Source organism: Ferrimonas sediminum, assembly GCF_900100175.1.
Classification (GTDB): domain Bacteria; phylum Pseudomonadota; class Gammaproteobacteria; order Enterobacterales; family Shewanellaceae; genus Ferrimonas; species Ferrimonas sediminum.
Genome location: NZ_FNEM01000006.1, coordinates 108,065 through 126,033, shown reverse-complemented (window position 1 = coordinate 126,033; position 17,969 = coordinate 108,065). Strand labels below are relative to the sequence as shown.

Here is a 17,969-nt window from a genome sequence, read left to right as displayed (position 1 = left end):
TGTCGCCTTTATAGTCATATCAATCAACAGGCCTTATTGAATCAATACGATGGACCGACAACAAATAAAATGGGATCAGCAACTTCGATTTCGCCACATCGAGATCATCGCCCTGTGGGAGGGCCGTCTGACCACCAAACACCTGTGCCAGAGTTTTGGCATGGGCCGGCAACAAGCCTCCCGTGACATTAATCGCTACCTGAGTCTGGCGCCCACCGCCCTGAAATACGACACCCGACTGAAAGGTTACAAACCCAGTGCCTATTTCAAACCCAGATTCAGCCAGGGGGAATTCAGTGAGTACCTGCAGTTATTGGCCGAGCAGCAGCAACTGCAGCGCAGTGGTTTTGAGCTACTGGAACTGAACCGGGCCGCCACCGAACTGGTGGCCATTCCCGAGCGCTACGTGGATCCCGCCGTGGTTCGGCTGCTGCTAACGGCAGCAAAAGGGGCGACCCGTGTCAAAGTCCAGTACGCCTCCATCGCCACCGGCCAGATCAATGAGCGCTTGTTTGTGCCCCACACCCTGGTTCATGACGGTTTTCGCTGGCACCTTCGTGGCTATTGCGAACACCACAAACGCTATCTGGATCTGGTGCTGAGCCGCATTCGGGGCCTGCCCAAGCTGTTGTATCGCAGCGATCACAGCCAGGGCTGTGATCTGGACTGGAATCAGTGGCTCGAGCTGACCATAGTGCCCAACCCCATCTTCTCCGCAGCCCAGCAAGAGGTAATCGCCATCGATTACGGCATGGAAGCGGGCAGCCTGAGTATTACCTGTCGTAAAGCCCTGGCGGACTATCACCTGCGTCGGCTGCAGATTTCTACCCCAATCCAGGCGTTTGAACCCAACAGCCAGTTACTGGTGGTCAGTGAGCGCCGGTCGGTGATGGCGCCGGCATCCCGCTAAAGCAACCCTGGGAGGCGCGAGCGGCATCAACCGCGTCGGACAACACCGGCATAAAGGTCAGCACCCCGTCGATGGGGGTCACCCCGGCCTTGGCCAGTGCCTTCATCGGTTGAAACTGCAGGTCGGTGATCACCAGCCGGGTGCCGCTGGAGCGGCACTCCTCAACCAGCCGGTTCAGAGCCGACAAGCCACCGGCATCGAGTACCGACACGCCATTCATAAACAGAATCACGCCGGATTTGCCCCGGGACTGCAGCCGAATCTCGGCAAAGATGCGGTCGGCCGCCGCGAAAAACAGCGGCCCGTTGATTTTCAGGGCGATCCAATCGCCCGGCAAGGGCTGCTCCACGTAGCGACGGTTGTCACTCAGATCATGCAGTCGGGTCATCTCGGCAATCTCTTTCATAAACAGCAGCGCCGCCAATACCATACCGGCGCTGATGGCCACCACCATGTCAAAGGCCACCGTCAGGAAGAAGCAGCACAGCAGCACCAGAACGTCGCTGCCCGGAGCCCGGCGCAGCAGTGCCAACGCCTTTGGGGCTTCACTCATGTTCCAGGCCACCACCAGCAGCAGCGCCGCCATCGCCGGCATTGGCAAGTAGGACAGCGCCCCGGACAACCACAGCAGGGCCAGCAGCACCAGCAGGCTGTGTACCACCGCCGACACTGGACTGATGGCGCCGGCTTTCACATTGGCTGCGGAGCGCGCGATGGCGGCGGTGGCCGGAATACCGCCAAACAGCGGCGCCACCAGATTACCGATCCCCTGCCCCAGTAATTCACTGTTGGCACTGTGACGGCTGTTGGTCATGCCGTCTACCACCACGGCGCACAACAACGATTCGATGGCACCCAACATGGCGATGGCCATGGCTGAAGGCAGCAGCGACTGAATCAGCGACCAACTGATGGTGCTCTCTTCGCCCCCGCGGCTCCAGGGCCAGGACAGGCTCGGTGGTAAAGAGGGTATGCCCTGCCCGAGGCTGCCATCGGCGTTAAGGTATTGGAAGCGGCTGCCAATGGTTTCGATGCCCATTCCAGACTGATTCAGCCACCAGCACACCAAGGTCGCCAGCAGCACCGCCGGCAGGTGTGCCGGTACCGGCAACTTCAACTTGGGCCACACCAACATCACTGCCAGCGTCAAGCCACCGACAGACAGGCTTGGCAGGTGCAGTTGGGGTAACGCCGCCGCCAGCGCCACCAGTTTATGACCGAAACTGTGGGGCAATTCGCTCAGGTTGAGGCCAAAGAAATCATTCAACTGCAGCGTCGCGATGACTACGGCAATGCCTGAGGTAAAACCCAGGGTCACGGATTCAGGAATGTACTGAATCAACCGTCCCAGCCGCAGCAGCGCCATGATGATCAAAATCAGCCCGGACATCATGGTAGCCACCAATAAGCCAGTGAGGCCATGTTGCTGTGAGATGGGCGCCAGCAACACCACAAACGCCGCCGTCGGCCCACTGATGCTGTAGCGGCAACCACCGGCAAGCGCGATGACAATGCCGGCAACAATGGCGGTATACAGACCGTACTGGGGTGCCACCCCACTGGCGATGGCCAGAGCCATGGAGAGGGGAATGGCGATAATGCCGACGGTGAGTCCAGCCAGCAGATCGCGGCTGATTTGGCGCCGCCCATAGGGGGAAGAGACACAGGCATCCATAAACGCATGCCCCAGCCTGAGAGAGAACAGGTGAGTTCGATGTGACACAGCAGTTTCCATTGAAGGAACCCGTAGACCCTTTGCGACCGCAGCGGTCATGACGGCGTGGCGATGGCAAAGCAACGGGTGAAGTACCAGAAAGGCCGACTAGTGTATTCCTTGGAGCGACACGCCATTGTGATGCCCTGCACAGATTTGCATGCCGCGTGCTCAGGCTCGGATTTATGCCGTTGATGTGATCCCGGTGCAATGATGGCTCCTGGCGTTGCCGCGGCCGTCTACCGCCGCTAGAACACCCCTAGGCGGCTTACCGCAACTTCAGCTGACGAAGGGGGCGGGGCAATGCCAAACCCCTGAGCGTAGTTGACGCCGATCACCTTCGGCAGCGTCTCCGAATCCTCCTCTACGCACTCGACCACCGCAGCCATGCCCATGGCGCAGCCGATGTTGTGAATCGCCACTACCAAGACACGATCCTGGGGATCGGTGCCGATGTCACGAACAACGTCGCCATCAGTCTTCAGGTAATCCACCTGCAGCGCTTTGATATAGCCAAAGGAGGAGATGCCGGAGCCGAAATCATCCAGTGTAAATCTCACCCCTTTGGCCCATAATAACTCACTGGCTTTGGTCAGATGCGCCACGGCGGCAGTTACCGTTATCTCTACACAGAGTTGCTGCGGCTCCACCCTGGAGCGATTAAGGCGGTCACACAGCAACACGGTGAAGGCCGGGTCGTTAATGGATTGACCAACAGCGGACGTTCATGGCCTATATACCCTATCCCGAAGTATGGACCCGCTTCTGCCACGCCTGCAATTTGCGGCTGTCGGCAGAAATCTCATTGATCAGCGCCTGGATCAACTGCTCCTTTTTCAGCCGTTTCAAGTGAGAAATCAACCATTTTGGTGCCTGTTCCTGAGCAGACAGTGCCAAGGCCACAGCGACGCAGTGCTTACAAAACTCACTGTGCTCCGATGCCGGGCAGGAGCACTCGCCGTCGATGGAATCCTGTACCAGGCTCAGGGTCACCGAGTAGCGCTGTCGCCCTTCAACCACACCGACGACCTGATCACCAATTCGAGTGACCTGGGTCACCCGACCCTCATTAAAGTAGTTCTGGCCTCGAACCGCACTGCGATGACCGGCCAACTGTTCCAAAATAGTAAAGTCCATATCTCCTCCTTGTTCAGCTAATTAAACCAAAAATCCGCCGTTAAGGCCCGCGTTCGCCAACCGGGAGGACTCGACACAGGTGGTGATCCCAGATGGACTAACGAAACAACAGTGGGCTGAATCCCGCTCGGCAATTAGTGATGCGCTTCACAACAACCATGACCGAGACTAAGTTTACCCCTGGCCCGCGGGTATGATGACGGTATAACTACCATGGCGTTTAACCGGGAGTTCCCTCGATGCCAGAGCGTAAACGACAACGAATTCAATCACTCATCGATACTCTGAGTCAGGGTTTACAGGAAAGGGAACAGACGGTGGCCATCGCCCTGCTCGGTGCGCTGACCGGCCAGAACACCTTCCTGTACGGTCCCCCCGGCACCGCCAAGAGCCTGTTGGCCCGGCGCATCGCCTCGGCGTTCAGTCACGACGCCTACTTTGAATGTTTGATGAACCGCTTCTCCACCCCGGAAGAGGTCTTCGGCCCAGTGTCGATTCAGGCCCTGAAGCAGGATCAGTATCACCGAAAGACTCAGGGCTACCTGCCGACGGTGGATTTTGCCTTTCTGGATGAGATCTGGAAATCCAGCCCGGCCATCCTCAACACCCTGCTGACCCTGATCAACGAACGTCTTTTCAGAAACGGCGACGACATCCAATCCGTGCCTCTCAAAGCGCTGATCGCCGCCTCCAACGAGGTGCCCGAACCGGATCAGGGACTCGACGCCCTTTACGACCGATTTTTGATTCGGCTGATGGCGCAGCCGACGGCACAGTGGGACAACTTTGCCTCACTACTGCAAAGTCGGCCGGTATCGGCAGAAGTTGCCATCGAGCCGACGCTTAAAGTCGGCAATGCCGAATGGCTCAGCTGGCAACAGCAGCTTCACGACGTCCGCCTGTCCGATGACTGTCTGGGGGTGATTAAACTCCTCAAGCAGCAACTGCAGGAACAGGCTGAAGCTCTGGGATTGTATGTCTCGGACCGTCGCTGGCAACGGGCCGCCATGCTGCTTAAGGCCTCGGCGTTCTTTAACGACCGGGACCACACCAACCTCAGCGATGCCCTGCTGCTCAAGCACTGCCTGTGGGCACAGGAGGGGGATCACCCCAAAGCGGTGAAGTTGGTACACGACGCGATTTTTGCCATCGGCTGCCCACAAGCCGCCGCCGTCAGCGCTCTGTACCAACAGATCGATGACTGGGAAACCGATCTGCATACCCTGCTGTTCCACCAGGAGGATGTGTACGAGACCGTGGATTTCTACCCGCAGCAGTATTTCTTTGGCGGCAGTGAAGAGCGGCAAAGAAAGAACCAGTCTAACTTCTTCTACGTCAAGGCCATGGCCACCTACCAGCACGGGCTGGCACGACGGGAGCCGGTATACCTGGATTTTTACGTCCACCAGGAACAGATGAAATCGCCGCGGCCGTTCCACCCCATGGATACCCTGGGCAAGGCGATGGAAACCGTCCAGTGCCGTTTCGACGAGCACGGTGCCATGGACATCAAATACAACGATAATGGCAACTTCGACAGCAACGCCTATGTGGTCAACCGGTTCAAACCGACGGTGAAATTCCGCCAGGGCGAACGCCGGGAAAAAGTAGACCAGGCCTCACTGAACCAGTTGCTGAGCGATCTGGACAGCAGTCACAAACTGTTGACCCACACCCTGTCTGAAGTCACCGAGTTTCAGAAACGTTATCAGCAGCATCATCTGTCGCCATTTGTTACAGATGAGGAGACCGACGTTGTTCACAGCGGGCTACTGCAACAGCTGGGTGATCTGGAGTTGAACATCATGAAGTGCCAGCAGTTGCAAGAGTTGAGCCGCTGATATGATCACCGAAGCGCTGCAGCAGAGCATTGAACACAGCTACGCCAGCATCCTGGCGGCCTCGCCGACCCTCAATGCCCAGCTGGCGGCCACCCTGGATCAACTGGAAGCCAACGCCCGCCAAACCCTGGAGGAGGAATCCCCCTACGGCCCGTTCTATCAGCAACTTCAACAAGCCGAAGCCCAGCTGGACCGAAACGACAACACCGTCGCCGCGCTGCAGCAGGACTGGCAGGCCTATCGTGACTGCTTAGCCAGCCTGAAACTGCCGACTAATCAAGGCTTCTGGCAGGGGCAGATGCGCCGCGCCGTTCAACAACCGGACAGCGTCCACCTGATTCGACGCCTGTTGCTGCGGGACTGGCGCAAACAACTGGAACGCAGTGAAGCCAAATGGGAGTTGGATCGGCTGGCTCTGTTGCGAACGGAGATGCTGGCTCAGTTAAAAGCCTGGCTCGACACCCTGATCGAGCTGAGCCGCAATTTCGAGCGCCTGGGACTGGAGCCGGGCTTTCTGGTGGATTTCAGTGCCGGTCAGCTGAGTCAGGATGACGTCGAGACATTAAAGCGTTGGTGCGACTATCTGGCCGACAACCCCGGCGTACTGGATCTGTGCCACCGCATCGGCAAGCAGAGGAAACCCAGCTACTCCACCCACTACGAGACGGTCAGTGTCCGCCGGTTGCGGGAGGTCAACTGTCCCAACGCACCGGCCAAGGAGGAGCTGGTAGGGCTGAGACTGGATCAGCAACTGAGCCATACCCTGCCTTCGGAGCTGGCGTTGTTGGGGGATGAAGACACCGCACTGCTGTTTGACCTCAAATACCTTGAGCGGCAACTGCAAACCTTCGAGATGCGCGGCTGGCAGCCGGAACGCACCTGGGTCAATGTGGATGAGCTCAAGCCGGTGTCTACCGAAGACAATCTGGGGCCCATGGTAATCTGCGTCGACAGCAGCCTGTCGATGCAGGGTCAACCGGAAAAGGTGGCCAAGGCGTTGGCGCTGTTTCTGGCCGCCACCGGCCGCTCGGGACAAAGAAAGTGCTTCCTGATCAACTTCTCTACCGACATCGAAACCCTGAACCTGTCCGATGATGGCGCCCTGCCGAAACTGCTCGGCTTTCTGACCCGCTCCTTCCACGGCGGCACCGATGTTGCTCCCGCCATCGATGTGGCGCTGGAGGTGCTCGGTCAGGATGACTACCGCAATGCCGATATGGTGGTGGTCTCGGACTTTGTACTCGCGGATCTGCCCGCTGTCACACTCAACGCCATGGGCGAACAGCGCCGCTGCGGCAACCGGTTCTACTCGGTGGTGATCGGTGAACAGCTGAACCAATCCCACTTCCAGACCCTGTTTGACTGCCAGTGGCAGTACCTGGCAGATCAGGGGGACATCATCGAGCGGCTGCGAGACAGCCACGCCGATGCCGAAATGGATCACGACATCGCCATGGCCCTCACCGCCATCCAGGGCTCCGCCTGACTCAGGCCTCCGCCAGCGCTTGTTTACGCCGGTTGTCGGCGGTGGCGCCCGCCGAAGCGGTCTACCCCGGCAACTGCCTGAAAGCGCACGGTCTACCGTAAAACCAGCCTAAGAGCCGGTTTTCTTATGGTTAATAGGGGAATGCTGCTACAATTGGCGTTTTTACCGACCCCGGTTTCCCGGTACCTTAGGATATTCCCATGAGCGACACCCCAACCCTGGCCCCAGAGCTGCAGACCATTGCCGATTTCTACCAACTGGAACCAGAAGGTCATGCCGGCCTGGCGTCCATTTATGAGGCGATTGAAGCGCCCCTCAGGGAAGATTTCGAGCGACTGCCCGCCAGTGCCCAAAACATCATGGGCAGCTTCGAGCAGCTGCATGCCTCGGTGACCTACAACCTGCTGGGCGCCACCGCAGAAGCGCTGCGCATGACCCAGGACGCCGACATCACCGAAGAGCAAAAAGCCAGCCATCTGGAAAGTGTATTGGGCCACGGCATCAAATTGATGCTGAAGAATCTTAAGGCTGCGCGTCGTAACCCCGTGTTAAAACGTCAGCTCAATGCGCCATTTGCCAACTCATAGAGGCCAGCATGATCAACATGAATACCGTATCCGACACCGTAAAGCGTTTTGTGGATGCCACCTTTGAAGGCCGTGGATTCTGGGGGCTGACCAAGGGCGACGAGTGGGTCATCTGTGATTCCGCCCAGTTTGAAAACGCCGATGTCCTGCCGCTGTGGTCCAGCGAGAGCGCCGCCCGCGAACACTGTGTTGAAGAGTGGGAAGAGTATGAAGTGGCGATGATTCCACTGGAGGATTTTTTCGAGATCTGGCTCAATGAGCTGAATCAAGACGGTGTCCTCATCGGCTGCGACTGGCAGCTGTCACTGGATGGTGAAGAGATCGACGCCATGGAACTGGCAAAGCTTTACCAGGCCTGATCCTTACCCGGACAAAAAGGGCGCCCTATGGCGCCCTTTTTTTGTGGTTACTTAAACGGCGCCGGCTGAGGCGTAGTAGCGGTCGACGGAGGCAGAATCGGTAGGGTAATCCGTGGTTGGTCGCCGGTCAGGGTTTTCAGGAATGCGGTGATGCTGGCCGCATCCTCATCGCGGATTTGCCGTCCCAATTGAACCCGCTGCATGGTAATCACCGCCTGCTTCAGATCGTAGGTGGAGCCATCGTGGAAATAGGGGTACGTCAACTCGATGTTTCTCAATGTCGGCACCTTAAACACCATCCGGTCCCCTTCCCGACCGGTTACCTCCACCCGCCCCTGGGCCGGATTGTCGGTAACAAAGGGCTGCATCAGCCCCATCTTCTGATACATGGTCCCTCCGGCGGCCGGACCATTGTGACAGGTCGCACAGCCATTAGCCTTAAACAGGCTATATCCCTGCTTCTCAACCGTCGACAGCGCCTCCTTATCTCCCTTAAGCCAGAGATCAAAGCGGCTGTTGGGGGTCACCAGCGTCTCTTCGAATGCGGCGATCGCGTCGGTGACTCTCTCCAGGTTGATGCCGGCCGAGCCATAGACCGCCTTAAACTCAGACTGATATTCCGGAATGGATTCCAGTACCTCGAGGGCAATCGCGTGCTCCAGAGCCATCTCCTTCGGGTTGGCGATGGGGCCGGCAGCCTGCTCCTGCAAATTGGCCGCCCGTCCGTCCCAGAACTGGGCCAGCATGTACTTGGCATTCAACACCGTCGGCGCGTTGATGGGCCCCTGTTGCCAGTTATGACCGATAGAGGTAGGAAGAATGTCGACCCCACCCATAGCCAGGTTGTGACAGCTGTTGCAAGACAGAAAGCCGGACCTGGACAACCTTGGCTCAAAAAACAGCCGTTCCCCCAGAGCCACTTTCTCCGGCTGAGTGATTACGGCAGGCTCAATAACCTGAATCGGTTCGATGGCAAAGGCACATCCGGCAATCGATGCAGTGGCTATCGCCAGGGCTAAGGGTTTCATGGTTATCCTCATTAAGTAGTGGCTGATTATCGGGTTAAATACTACTGACCAGGAACCATCGAAAAAATCGCAATAATGCGATTGCGGCCATCGCTCAATAAAGGCTACTTATTTGATTTAAAACAAAGAACTACCAATAGATATCGGGCTGCAATAATGGGCCTTCGTTAGCCCCAGTCCGTCAACAGACGGTTTTAATATAACCAACGTGATTCCCCATAACGCTACTGGCCTCGACCGTTAGTTTGACGTACCCTTATCCGCCGTTTACTGCCACCCCATTAAGACGCGATTACCATGCCTGACTGGTCCACCCTATTGATTTTTTTACCCACCTTCTTTGCCGTCTCCATCACACCGGGACTGTGCATGCTGCTGGCCCTAAGCCTGGGCATGACCATCGGACTGAAACGAACTCTGCCGATGATGGCCGGTGAGTTGGTCGGCGTTGCCATCGTCGCCATCTCAGCGCTGCTCGGGGTCTCTGCTCTGTTGCTGGCCCAACCGTCGCTGCTGTTGCTGCTTCAAGGGGTCGGTGGCGGCTACCTGATCTACCTGGGACTGAGTGCCTGGCGCCGCAGCGGGCAGTTGGATGCCGGCGATTGCGTGACCGAGGTATCACCCCGGCAGCTGTTTGTCCGTGGCCTGACCACCGCCCTGGCCAACCCCAAGGGGTGGGCCTTTATGGTGTCTCTGCTGCCGCCCTTTATCGATCACCAGCGACCGTTGCTGCCACAGCTGGGCCTGTTGCTGGCGATCATCTTGTGCTGCGAGTTGGTGTGCATGGCCCTGTACGCCACCGGAGGCAGCCGTCTGCGGAGACTACTGCGCCAGGACAACGTCAGACGCCTGCACCGACTCTCCGGCTCGGTAATGCTGGTATTGGGAGTATGGTTGTGGCTTTCCTGATCGGCCCGTGACAGCGTAAGCGATTGCCACCCAGTCAATGGCGGTAATCTCTGAAATTCAAACATCTGCCATCAAGCCTTCTCCGCCCTGCCCCCCGCCGGTGCCTGATCCGGTCACCATTGAGCGGCGTTTTGTTTCCGGCGCTTCACTGTCCGGCCCTTCTGTGCCCCCTTGATCCCGCTCCGGGCCTGCCTTAGCTTCGGCACCAGGTCAGATCTGTGGCGTACTGGCTGAAACAGCAACAGATCATCTAACCGGAGAGTGTCAAATGACCTATCTCAAGATCCTTGTGTGCCTGCTGGTGGCCAGCCCGGCCGTCGCCACCACCGGAGTGGCCTTTGTCCATGGCACCGGCAAGCAAACCAACGCGCTGGATGACTACTGGACCGCAGAGTTCGTCGACTCCGTTCGCCAGGGCATCGATAACCCGGACAACACCACCGTCATCAACTGCGACTTCGATCAGTACATGTGGGCCGAAGGCGCTGCCGGCTGTCTGGCGGGACAGTTGACCTATTTTATCGCCAACAACAATGTCGACGATCTGATTCTGATCACCCATTCCAACGGTGGCAATGTGGTTCGGTGGGTGTTATCAAATCCCACCTGGGATGGCCGCTACCCCGCCATCATCGATGCCACCTCCCGGGTTATCGCGTTGGCCCCCTCGAGTGCCGGCACCCCTCTGGCTGATGCCGTCACCAATGGCAATGTGTTTGAGTCAAGCCTTGGCTGGCTGTTGGGCTACGACAGCGACGCGGTAAAGATGCAGCAGGAGAGCTGGATGGCCAACTACAACGCCAGCTGGCTGTATGGTACCGCCGGACGCCCCTCCCTGCCGAGCCTGTTTGAATCCGTAGTGGGCTCCGACGTGGACTCTGCCATCTGGGACAGCGACAGCTATTGCGGCGGCTACCAGTATCAGTTGGGCCTGGAAACCACCCAAAACTGGCTGGATGACTGCTCCGATGGCTTTCTGGAATGCAGCTCCCAGCGCGCCGCCGGCCAGGAGTGGTTCACCGACACGACCCAGACCCGCGGCCGCGAGCCGCTCAGTCATCACCAGAGCCGCCGAGCCTGCTTTAATCTCGACAGCCTGCTTCGCAATCACCTCTAGGAGAGTGCCATGACCCCCTATTCCCACCTTGCGTTAATGGCGGCCCTGTTGTTGCTCAGTGGCTGCGGCGAAAGCAGTGATGTGCCGACCCAAAGTCTCAGCGCCGATCGCGGCCCCACGGCCACGGCTCTGCCCACCACGGCGCCACCGGTGCAAAGCAGCGAATTCACTCCGGTCAACGCCAATACCGAAACCGTCAGCTACATCAGTGACATCGATCAAGCCTCTATCGCCGTGCCCGGCGGTCAGCAAAGTCGCAACAGCGACGAATACTGGCACGAGGTCAGCGGCCGTCAACTGAACCAGGGCGTCGACCTGACCCTGAGCCAAGCCGGCGGCCTGGTGCGCCTGGCACCACGAGCCGATCTGCGTAGCGGTACCCTGATTCACGGTGACGCCATTGATCCTGGCACCGTGCAGCTTCGCCAGGCGGTTCAGGGGGCCAATCAGGCCCCCCGTCGGGACAGCGAACCACTGATTCGATCGGCCACCGATGCCATGATCCTGGCCAGTGCCGGCATCAACGACGACTCCAGCGCCTTGCTGTTATCCAACAGCCTGAAGCCAGGGGCCTATCGTCTGACCGTCGGTCAACCGCTATTGGCAGACAGTCGCTACCTGGTGCACGTCAAGGAGAAAGGCAGCCCCCACCAGCTGGTGCTGACGGCCCCCTCCTCCCTCAGTCTCGCCGACACCGGCCTGGAACTGAAGATCGACTGGCCCGGGCAGCTGGTCGCCGACAACGGTCTAACGGCTTTTGTGGTACTGGAAAACGGCCAGCGTCGTGAGGTAACGCTTCACCCGCAGCAGGATCATTACACCGCCCGTTTCGACGTCATCGATGATCCCATCGTTGCCACCGGCTTCAGTGAAATGATGGTCGACAGTGTCAGCCTCATTGACGGTATTAAGGTAAAACGCAGAGTCAAAACGGCCTTTAAGCGAGTAGCACAAACCGCCGCTTTGACCGGGCTTGCCCATGAACAGTGGCATCAGGGAGAGTTACAAGCGCTGATCACCGATGTCACCGTCGCCAAGGCAGGACGCTATCAGTTGCGTGCGGTTCTCGGCGGTCACAATGTCAGCGGAGAGCTGCGGGCGGCAATGCGCAGTGACATCGCCCTGTGGCTGGAGCCGGGCAATCATCAGGTGACGATTCCGGTGGACCCGGCCCGGTTTCACGCCCGGGCCGTCGGGGCGCCCTATAGCCTGTTAGCACTGACCCTCACCGATCAAAGCCAGATGGCCGTGCTCGATGCTCTTAGCGAAGCCGTGACGCTGAACCCGCCCCGCTAGCCCCGTTAGGCGCTGATCGACCGCTCCGGCTAGGTCAGCGCCATCGTCAGGCTCTGCAGCACAATGGCGCCCCCCAACAGAGTGAAAATACCACCGCACACCGCATCAATGCCCAATCGGGCCCGGTTCAGTCGCTGCTGCAGTCGCTGACTGGTCAGCAACCAGGCCAGGGCGGCAAACCAGCCCAAAGAGAGCCCCCAGATTATCAGCAGCGCCATCAGTTTGCCCTGGGTCGACATCGACACCGGCACCAACGACGACATCAGGCTGACAAAAAACACCAATGCCTTGGGGTTAAGGATGTTGGTGGTGAACCCCTTAACCAGCGCCCGACCGGCACTGGCACTGGCGCTGCCGGCTGCGGCGGCCACCGGGGCCGCGCCCAGACTATGGCGCTGTCGCCAATGACGCATTACGTACTTCAGGGCCCCTACCCCCAGCCACAGCAGGTAACTGCCCCCGGCCAACTTGATGCACAGAAACCACAGCGGATGCTGCTGAATCAGAAAACTGACACCGGTCAGGCTGAACAGCGCATGCAACAAAATCCCCAATGACAGTCCCAGGGCAATAAACACGCCGGTGCGTCGGCCATGGCGGCCGGCACTTTGCACCACCAGGGCAAAATCCGGGCCTGGGCTCATTAAGGCAACAAAGTGTACTGACGCCAGGGTCAGTAACACGGTGGTCTCGTTCATGGGGTTCCTCGATCTATCAAACGAACGATCGCCAGGCGATCAATGGCGGGTGGCAAACAGCTGAGACGGTGCCACCAGAAACTGGCGCTTAAACGCCTTGGTAAAATGGGATTGATCATAGTAGCCGACCTGCAACGCCACCTCGGCAATGGGCAAGCCCTGACGCAACAGTGCCATCCCCTGCTCCAGTCGAAGCCGCGCCAACCAGGCGTAAGGCGTCATGCCGGTCAGGGCCTTAAACTGGCGCAGCAGCTGTGAGGGACTGAGTTGACACAAGCGGCTGAGATCCTCGAGCCGAATACGTTGGTCCAGGTGGGCCATCAGGTAGTCTCGAATCTCAAACAGCTGCCTACGCCCCAGCGGCGTGTGGCAATCGACGCTACGGCCGCCATGGCGCGCTAGGAGTAAACCGATGGCCTCCAGCGGCAAGCAATCCTCGGCTAGTTGCGCCAGCTCCGGCTGTCTGAGCCAATGGTGGCACTGGCTCAGTTGCGCGTACAAGCCGGGGTCGGTGATCTGCTGGCATGCCAGAGTGTTCCGATGATGATCTTCGGCGCCGGTTTGTTGACGCAACCACCCCGCCCCCAGGGCGAACACCTTGACCCGGTAACCCTGGTCCGCCTCGGGCTGACCATCGTGGGTCTCTCCGGGCGGCATGATCACCAACTGGCCGGGACCGGCGTGATGCCAGCTGCCGCGGCAGTAGTAGCGCTGCTCCCCTTCGGTGATCAGCCCCAGGTGATAATCCAGATGAAAGTGACGTTCAAAAGCAAACCGGCGGTAGTGGGCGTCAATGAGGCTGACGTCCTCAATACTGGTTTTATGATAACTGACTCGGTTCACTTCGGCTCCGGCCCTGCTCCTTGAATGGCGGTCATTACAGCACAGCGGGTTGACGTTGGCTTGTAAAAAAGTGACACGGACTGAATCAGCCAAGCACCCGTGCCGGATTGCCGCCAACCCGGGTACCGGCGGCCACGTCTTTCGTGACCACGGCGCCGGCGCCCACGATCGCCTCGGCGCCGATGGTGACCCCGGGCAGAATGATCGCCCCACCACCAATCCAGGCCTTATCCTCGATCACCACCTCGGCGGCAGTTTCCTCTCCGGCAGCCCGGGCGTCGGCATCCAGATCGTGGGCCACGGTGTAGATCTGCACCTTGGGGCCAATCATCACCTGGTTGCCAATTCGCACCCCGCCGTGATCCAGTATCACCGCGTCCCAGTTGACAAAACTGTGCTCGCCAATCTCGATATGGCAGCCATAGCAGGTGCGAAATGGCTGTTGAATGTGGGCACTGGGGTGCATCTTAATCCCCAGTTGCAGCAGGTAGTCGCGCCGAATCGTCGCATCCGGTTCATGATTGAATTGAAACACCAGCCGCTCGGCTTTTTTTCGAATCTCGTGCAGCTGAGGATCAAACAGATTATAGGGCAAACCGGCTTTCATCTTCTCAAGAGAGGTCATGGGAACTCCTGTAGGGCGTGACTGTTATTATTGCTGTAACCACCTGAGGCACAGAGCCAGGGATCTTACTCCAAAATACTGCTTCATCTATGATTCACATCAGCCATTGACCCTCGCCGTTCAATTAGCCGCCACTCCCTTATTTGGGCCGCCATCGAGAATGCCTCTCAGTCAATCAGTTCAGGGGATGGTAGCGGCAAAAAAAGTTCTATTACCCCTATTGAGGTAGCTCACGATTTTTAACATTACTCCCCCAATTAGCCTCCGGCTTTAGCGGCAAAACTTTGGCGCCAATCACAATATCGACGCCGCCATTCACATTTTTTCATAATTACAAGCCGCCCATTCATAACCACACCCAACTTATTCATATCAAATTTTTATTCTGTCCACTCTTGAATAACTAAGGTCTTGTCCCGTTTCGGGTTTGGCCGCCAATAACGCTGACATGAGAGTGAACCAGATGAAAAATCGTCTGCTAATCGCATTGCTGATCTCCGGCACCTCCCTGGGTGCCAGCGCCGCGCCCTGGAGCAACCAGAGCCAACAGCAGATCATGGATACCCTGGTCGAAAAATTTGAACAGGGTAACTACTCCAAAAAAGGCGCTGACAGCTGCCTGATGTGCCATAAGAAGAATGAAAAAGTGATGGCTTTGTTTAACGGGGTTCACGGTTCGCTGCAGGGCAACAGCCCCATGGCCGGCCTGCAATGCGAAGCCTGTCATGGTCCCCAGGGCAAACACAACCGCGGCGGTAAAGAGCCGATGCTGGATTTTGGCAGCCAGGCCCTGGCCACGGCCCAGGCACAGAACAGCGTCTGCCTCAGCTGTCACCAGGACAGCCCGCGCATGAGTTGGCACGCCAGCAGCCATAACCTGGAAGAGGTCGCCTGCGCCAGCTGTCATCAGGTGCATACCGGCCAGGATCCCATCCTCGACAAGCAACAACAAAACGGCGTTTGCACCGAGTGTCATAGCCAGCAGAAGGCCCAGATTCACCAGCGTTCCAGCCACCCGATGAAGTGGGACCAAATGCAATGCAGTGACTGCCATAACCCCCACGGCAGCCAGAGCGACGCCGATCTGAAACAGGTCACCCTCAACGACACCTGCTATCAGTGCCATGCCGAAAAGCGCGGTCCGAAATTGTGGGAACACGCCCCGGTCATGGACAACTGTGCCAACTGTCACAGCCCCCACGGCAGCGTCAACGACAACCTGCTTAAGGCGCGGGCACCGCTGTTATGCCAGCAATGCCACAGTGGCAACGTTCACGCCTCGCGTCCTTACGCACCTGGTGGCGATACCGGCTTCAGTGCCGGTGGCAGTTGCCTGAATTGTCACAGCCAAATCCATGGCTCAAACCACCCCCAAGGCAAGGCGCTGCAGCGCTAAGAGGAAAGGACGATGAAATACAACCTGATTACTCTGGCGATCATCGCCGCCAGCTCACCGGCACTGGCGGTAGACTTCGGCCTCGCCAACGCCAATACCGACGGCGTCAACACCAGTCAATGGCAGTGCAAGCGCTGCAGCCCGGCGACAGCCAACCACGGCCAACTGGAACTTGGCGCCGGCTACGCCGACATCGATGACGCCCACGCCCAAAACGCCCTGGGCAGCGACGACAGCGGCGCCGTAGCCAGCATGAGCGGCCAGGCCCGGGTGGCCAACGACTCCGGCTGGCGCCTGAAAGCCACTGCCCATGACCTGGGATTGGAACACGGTGATTTCGATGCCCGGTTGAGCAAAGACGATCGCTACCGGCTGACAGTTAACTATCGACAGCTGGCGCAGGTAGACAGCGATCAGGCGGTGAGCCAGTACCACTATGGTAACGACCAGTTGACTCCGGCGGCCCAGGCTTACCCCACCACACTTGGCATCAAACGGGAGCAGATTGGCGTCGGCCTGTCCGCCAACCCGCCGCTGGCGGGGTTGCCCGTCACCACCTACCTGGACTATCGCACCGAAGACAAAACCGGTCACCAGCGCAGTTCGGTGGTCACGCCCAGCCCGGTCAACCTGGCGAAGCGGGTTGACAGCACCACCGACACCTTTGCTGCCGGCGCACAGCTTCAGGGACAGCAGTGGCTCGCAGCTTTGGACTATCAGGGCTCGGTCTACCGCAACCACCTCGATGAAATTTACCATCAGACTTTTGGCAGCCTGCTGGCGATGGATCCGGACAACGAATCCCACCAGATCACCCTTTCCGGTAACCTGCTGTCGTCATTGGGTCAGTTCGACGGTCGCATCAGCAGTGGCCGCCTGATTCAGGACGACCAGCTGGTGAACGCGGCCCAAAGCCCAATCCAGAACTGGGACGGACAGATCGACACTCTGGATGCCAGCGGCCGCTACACCACGGTGGTTGGCGATGCCCTGAAACTGCAGGCCAGCGGCAAATACAGCGATCGTGACAACCAAAGTTCGGTGTTTGAGTTCGCCCAGTATGACTACAACGCCGTTACCGGCCTCGTCTCGGAAAATGTCCTGCTGGATCACCGCTCCAGCGACGCAAAACTGGCGGCCCAATATCGTGTCGCAAAAGGCTATCGTTTCGACGCCGAGTACCGTTACGACAGGGATGAGCGTTCTCACTCCGACCGGGAGGTCACCGAACAACACGGCATCGGTGCCGGCTTTAAGGTGACCGCCCTAGACCACTGGCGCATCGAATTTGATGCCGGTTTCAGCCAGCGCGATGGCAGTCGCTACCAGGCTAACTCGGTGACCTCCACCGAACAAAATGAGTTGATGCGCAAATACTACCTGGCCGACCGCAACCGGCTGGAAACCCGCCTGACCCTGCGTCACCAACCGACCAGCGCCCTGTCGATGGATCTGTCACTGCAATACGCCAGTGACGACTACACCGACACCGAGATCGGTCTGACCGATGCCAAGGATTACGGCTACCAACTCAATGCCAGCTACCTGGTGCAGCGTCACCTGTCGGTCTACGGCTTTGCCGGACAACAGTGGATCGATGCCAACCAATCTGGCTCCCAGGCCGGCGGTCTGGCGGACTGGACGGCACAGATCGAGGATCGCTTCGTTACCCTTGGCGCCGGATTTGAGTGGTCAGGGCTGATGCAGGACAGCCTGACTCTGGGCGGTGACTACCTGTTTGCCAACAGCGACAGCGATGCCAGCAACAGTGGCGCCGCCAGCACCGGCTTCGACGACTACTACAGCTACAGCCACTCTGTGGGCCTGTTTGCCCGCTACCTGCTGTCGCCGCGCAGCCATCTGAAGCTGGATTACCGCTACGAGCGATACTACGACACCGACTACGCCGACGTGGCCGTCGATGCCGTGAATGGCCTGACCACCCTGGGTGATCTGAACCACAACTACAACGCCCATCAGCTGATGCTGACCTATTCCATTTCTTTGTGAGCGACACAAGCCG

Annotated in this window: 17 protein-coding genes; 10 read left to right on the top strand and 7 right to left on the bottom strand. The window is 58.6% G+C overall.

The window, feature by feature from the left end; genetic code table 11:
• Positions 1–49: 49 nt before the first annotated feature.
• A complete protein-coding gene (locus tag BLT77_RS09455; RefSeq protein ID WP_090365030.1) occupies positions 50–910 on the top strand; it encodes a BrxR family helix-turn-helix transcriptional regulator in 861 nt (286 codons plus the stop codon).
• Here the strand turns inward: BLT77_RS09455 and dauA are convergent.
• The 3 genes from dauA to BLT77_RS09440 all read right to left on the bottom strand — a co-directional run bounded on the left by dauA (position 870) and on the right by BLT77_RS09440 (position 3,761).
• Complete coding sequence (dauA, locus tag BLT77_RS09450) at positions 870–2,633, bottom strand: C4-dicarboxylic acid transporter DauA (RefSeq protein ID WP_176819261.1); 1,764 nt, start codon at positions 2,631–2,633, stop codon at positions 870–872. The genes BLT77_RS09455 and dauA overlap by 41 nt on opposite strands.
• Before the next feature lie 239 nt (positions 2,634–2,872).
• The gene (locus BLT77_RS09445) at positions 2,873–3,328 is read right to left on the bottom strand and encodes an EAL domain-containing protein (protein ID WP_090365028.1); all 456 of its coding nucleotides are present in this window, start codon (positions 3,326–3,328) and stop codon (positions 2,873–2,875) included.
• Between the two features lie 37 nt (positions 3,329–3,365).
• A complete protein-coding gene (locus tag BLT77_RS09440; RefSeq protein WP_090365027.1) occupies positions 3,366–3,761 on the bottom strand; it encodes an SWIM zinc finger family protein in 396 nt (131 codons plus the stop codon).
• Positions 3,762–4,000: 239 nt separating this feature from the next.
• Between BLT77_RS09440 and BLT77_RS09435 the strand changes: the two genes are divergently transcribed.
• The 4 genes from BLT77_RS09435 to BLT77_RS09420 all read left to right on the top strand — a co-directional run bounded on the left by BLT77_RS09435 (position 4,001) and on the right by BLT77_RS09420 (position 8,034).
• Positions 4,001–5,602, top strand: coding sequence for an AAA family ATPase (locus tag BLT77_RS09435; protein WP_090365026.1), 1,602 nt, complete (start codon positions 4,001–4,003; stop codon positions 5,600–5,602).
• A gap of 1 nt (position 5,603) precedes the next feature.
• Positions 5,604–7,088, top strand: a complete 1,485-nt coding sequence (locus tag BLT77_RS09430; protein ID WP_090365025.1) for a VWA domain-containing protein — start codon at positions 5,604–5,606, stop codon at positions 7,086–7,088.
• A gap of 200 nt (positions 7,089–7,288) precedes the next feature.
• Positions 7,289–7,675: a DUF3069 domain-containing protein gene (locus BLT77_RS09425; protein ID WP_090365024.1), complete on the top strand. Its 387-nt coding sequence runs from the start codon at positions 7,289–7,291 to the stop codon at positions 7,673–7,675.
• 8 nt (positions 7,676–7,683) lie between these two features.
• Positions 7,684–8,034, top strand: coding sequence for a DUF2750 domain-containing protein (locus BLT77_RS09420; RefSeq protein WP_090365023.1), 351 nt, complete (start codon positions 7,684–7,686; stop codon positions 8,032–8,034).
• 47 nt (positions 8,035–8,081) lie between these two features.
• Here BLT77_RS09420 and BLT77_RS09415 read toward each other — a convergent pair whose 3' ends face one another.
• On the bottom strand, positions 8,082–9,062 hold the full coding sequence (locus BLT77_RS09415) for a cytochrome-c peroxidase (RefSeq protein WP_245709910.1): 981 nt from the start codon (positions 9,060–9,062) through the stop codon (positions 8,082–8,084).
• A gap of 297 nt (positions 9,063–9,359) precedes the next feature.
• Here BLT77_RS09415 and BLT77_RS09410 point away from each other — a divergent pair, with 297 nt between their 5' ends.
• The 3 genes from BLT77_RS09410 (at position 9,360) to BLT77_RS09400 (ending at position 12,384) form a co-directional block, all read left to right on the top strand.
• Complete coding sequence (locus BLT77_RS09410; protein ID WP_090365021.1) at positions 9,360–9,971, top strand: LysE family translocator; 612 nt, start codon at positions 9,360–9,362, stop codon at positions 9,969–9,971.
• Positions 9,972–10,239: 268 nt separating this feature from the next.
• The gene (locus BLT77_RS09405) at positions 10,240–11,088 is read left to right on the top strand and encodes a lipase family protein (RefSeq protein ID WP_090365020.1); all 849 of its coding nucleotides are present in this window, start codon (positions 10,240–10,242) and stop codon (positions 11,086–11,088) included.
• 9 nt (positions 11,089–11,097) lie between these two features.
• Positions 11,098–12,384 (top strand): DUF4785 domain-containing protein, encoded by a 1,287-nt coding sequence (locus BLT77_RS09400; RefSeq protein WP_143026601.1) that lies wholly within the window; start codon positions 11,098–11,100, stop codon positions 12,382–12,384.
• 29 nt (positions 12,385–12,413) lie between these two features.
• Here BLT77_RS09400 and BLT77_RS09395 read toward each other — a convergent pair whose 3' ends face one another.
• The 3 genes from BLT77_RS09395 to BLT77_RS20595 form a co-directional block, all read right to left on the bottom strand.
• The gene (locus BLT77_RS09395) at positions 12,414–13,082 is read right to left on the bottom strand and encodes a LysE family translocator (RefSeq protein WP_090365018.1); all 669 of its coding nucleotides are present in this window, start codon (positions 13,080–13,082) and stop codon (positions 12,414–12,416) included.
• Positions 13,083–13,121: 39 nt separating this feature from the next.
• Entirely contained in the window at positions 13,122–13,925 is an 804-nt protein-coding gene (locus BLT77_RS09390; protein ID WP_090365017.1) for a helix-turn-helix transcriptional regulator, read from the bottom strand.
• 85 nt (positions 13,926–14,010) lie between these two features.
• Positions 14,011–14,532, bottom strand: a complete 522-nt coding sequence (locus BLT77_RS20595; RefSeq protein WP_425431730.1) for a sugar O-acetyltransferase — start codon at positions 14,530–14,532, stop codon at positions 14,011–14,013.
• A 481-nt stretch (positions 14,533–15,013) separates the two neighbouring features.
• Here BLT77_RS20595 and BLT77_RS09380 point away from each other — a divergent pair, with 481 nt between their 5' ends.
• Positions 15,014–15,946 carry a DmsE family decaheme c-type cytochrome gene (locus BLT77_RS09380; RefSeq protein WP_090365015.1) on the top strand — a complete coding sequence of 311 codons (933 nt, stop codon included), beginning with the start codon at positions 15,014–15,016 and terminating at the stop codon, positions 15,944–15,946.
• A 12-nt stretch (positions 15,947–15,958) separates the two neighbouring features.
• Complete coding sequence (locus tag BLT77_RS09375) at positions 15,959–17,956, top strand: MtrB/PioB family decaheme-associated outer membrane protein (RefSeq protein ID WP_090365014.1); 1,998 nt, start codon at positions 15,959–15,961, stop codon at positions 17,954–17,956.
• Positions 17,957–17,969 lie beyond the last annotated feature (13 nt).

Excerpts from the sequence above, each read along its gene's own strand:
- BLT77_RS09430 (WP_090365025.1), top strand. The coding sequence starts at position 5,604 with ATGATCACCGAAGCGCTGCAGCAGAGCATTGAACACAGCTACGCCAGC.
- BLT77_RS09420 (WP_090365023.1), top strand. The coding sequence starts at position 7,684 with ATGATCAACATGAATACCGTATCCGACACCGTAAAGCGTTTTGTGGAT.
- BLT77_RS09380 (WP_090365015.1), top strand. The coding sequence starts at position 15,014 with ATGAAAAATCGTCTGCTAATCGCATTGCTGATCTCCGGCACCTCCCTG.
- BLT77_RS09425 (WP_090365024.1), top strand. The coding sequence starts at position 7,289 with ATGAGCGACACCCCAACCCTGGCCCCAGAGCTGCAGACCATTGCCGAT.
- BLT77_RS09400 (WP_143026601.1), top strand. The coding sequence starts at position 11,098 with ATGACCCCCTATTCCCACCTTGCGTTAATGGCGGCCCTGTTGTTGCTC.
- BLT77_RS09440 (WP_090365027.1), bottom strand. The coding sequence starts at position 3,761 with ATGGACTTTACTATTTTGGAACAGTTGGCCGGTCATCGCAGTGCGGTT.
- BLT77_RS20595 (WP_425431730.1), bottom strand. The coding sequence starts at position 14,532 with ATGAAAGCCGGTTTGCCCTATAATCTGTTTGATCCTCAGCTGCACGAG.
- BLT77_RS09415 (WP_245709910.1), bottom strand. The coding sequence starts at position 9,062 with ATGAAACCCTTAGCCCTGGCGATAGCCACTGCATCGATTGCCGGATGT.
- BLT77_RS09435 (WP_090365026.1), top strand. The coding sequence starts at position 4,001 with ATGCCAGAGCGTAAACGACAACGAATTCAATCACTCATCGATACTCTG.
- BLT77_RS09395 (WP_090365018.1), bottom strand. The coding sequence starts at position 13,082 with ATGAACGAGACCACCGTGTTACTGACCCTGGCGTCAGTACACTTTGTT.
- BLT77_RS09455 (WP_090365030.1), top strand. The coding sequence starts at position 50 with ATGGACCGACAACAAATAAAATGGGATCAGCAACTTCGATTTCGCCAC.
- BLT77_RS09375 (WP_090365014.1), top strand. The coding sequence starts at position 15,959 with ATGAAATACAACCTGATTACTCTGGCGATCATCGCCGCCAGCTCACCG.
- BLT77_RS09405 (WP_090365020.1), top strand. The coding sequence starts at position 10,240 with ATGACCTATCTCAAGATCCTTGTGTGCCTGCTGGTGGCCAGCCCGGCC.
- BLT77_RS09410 (WP_090365021.1), top strand. The coding sequence starts at position 9,360 with ATGCCTGACTGGTCCACCCTATTGATTTTTTTACCCACCTTCTTTGCC.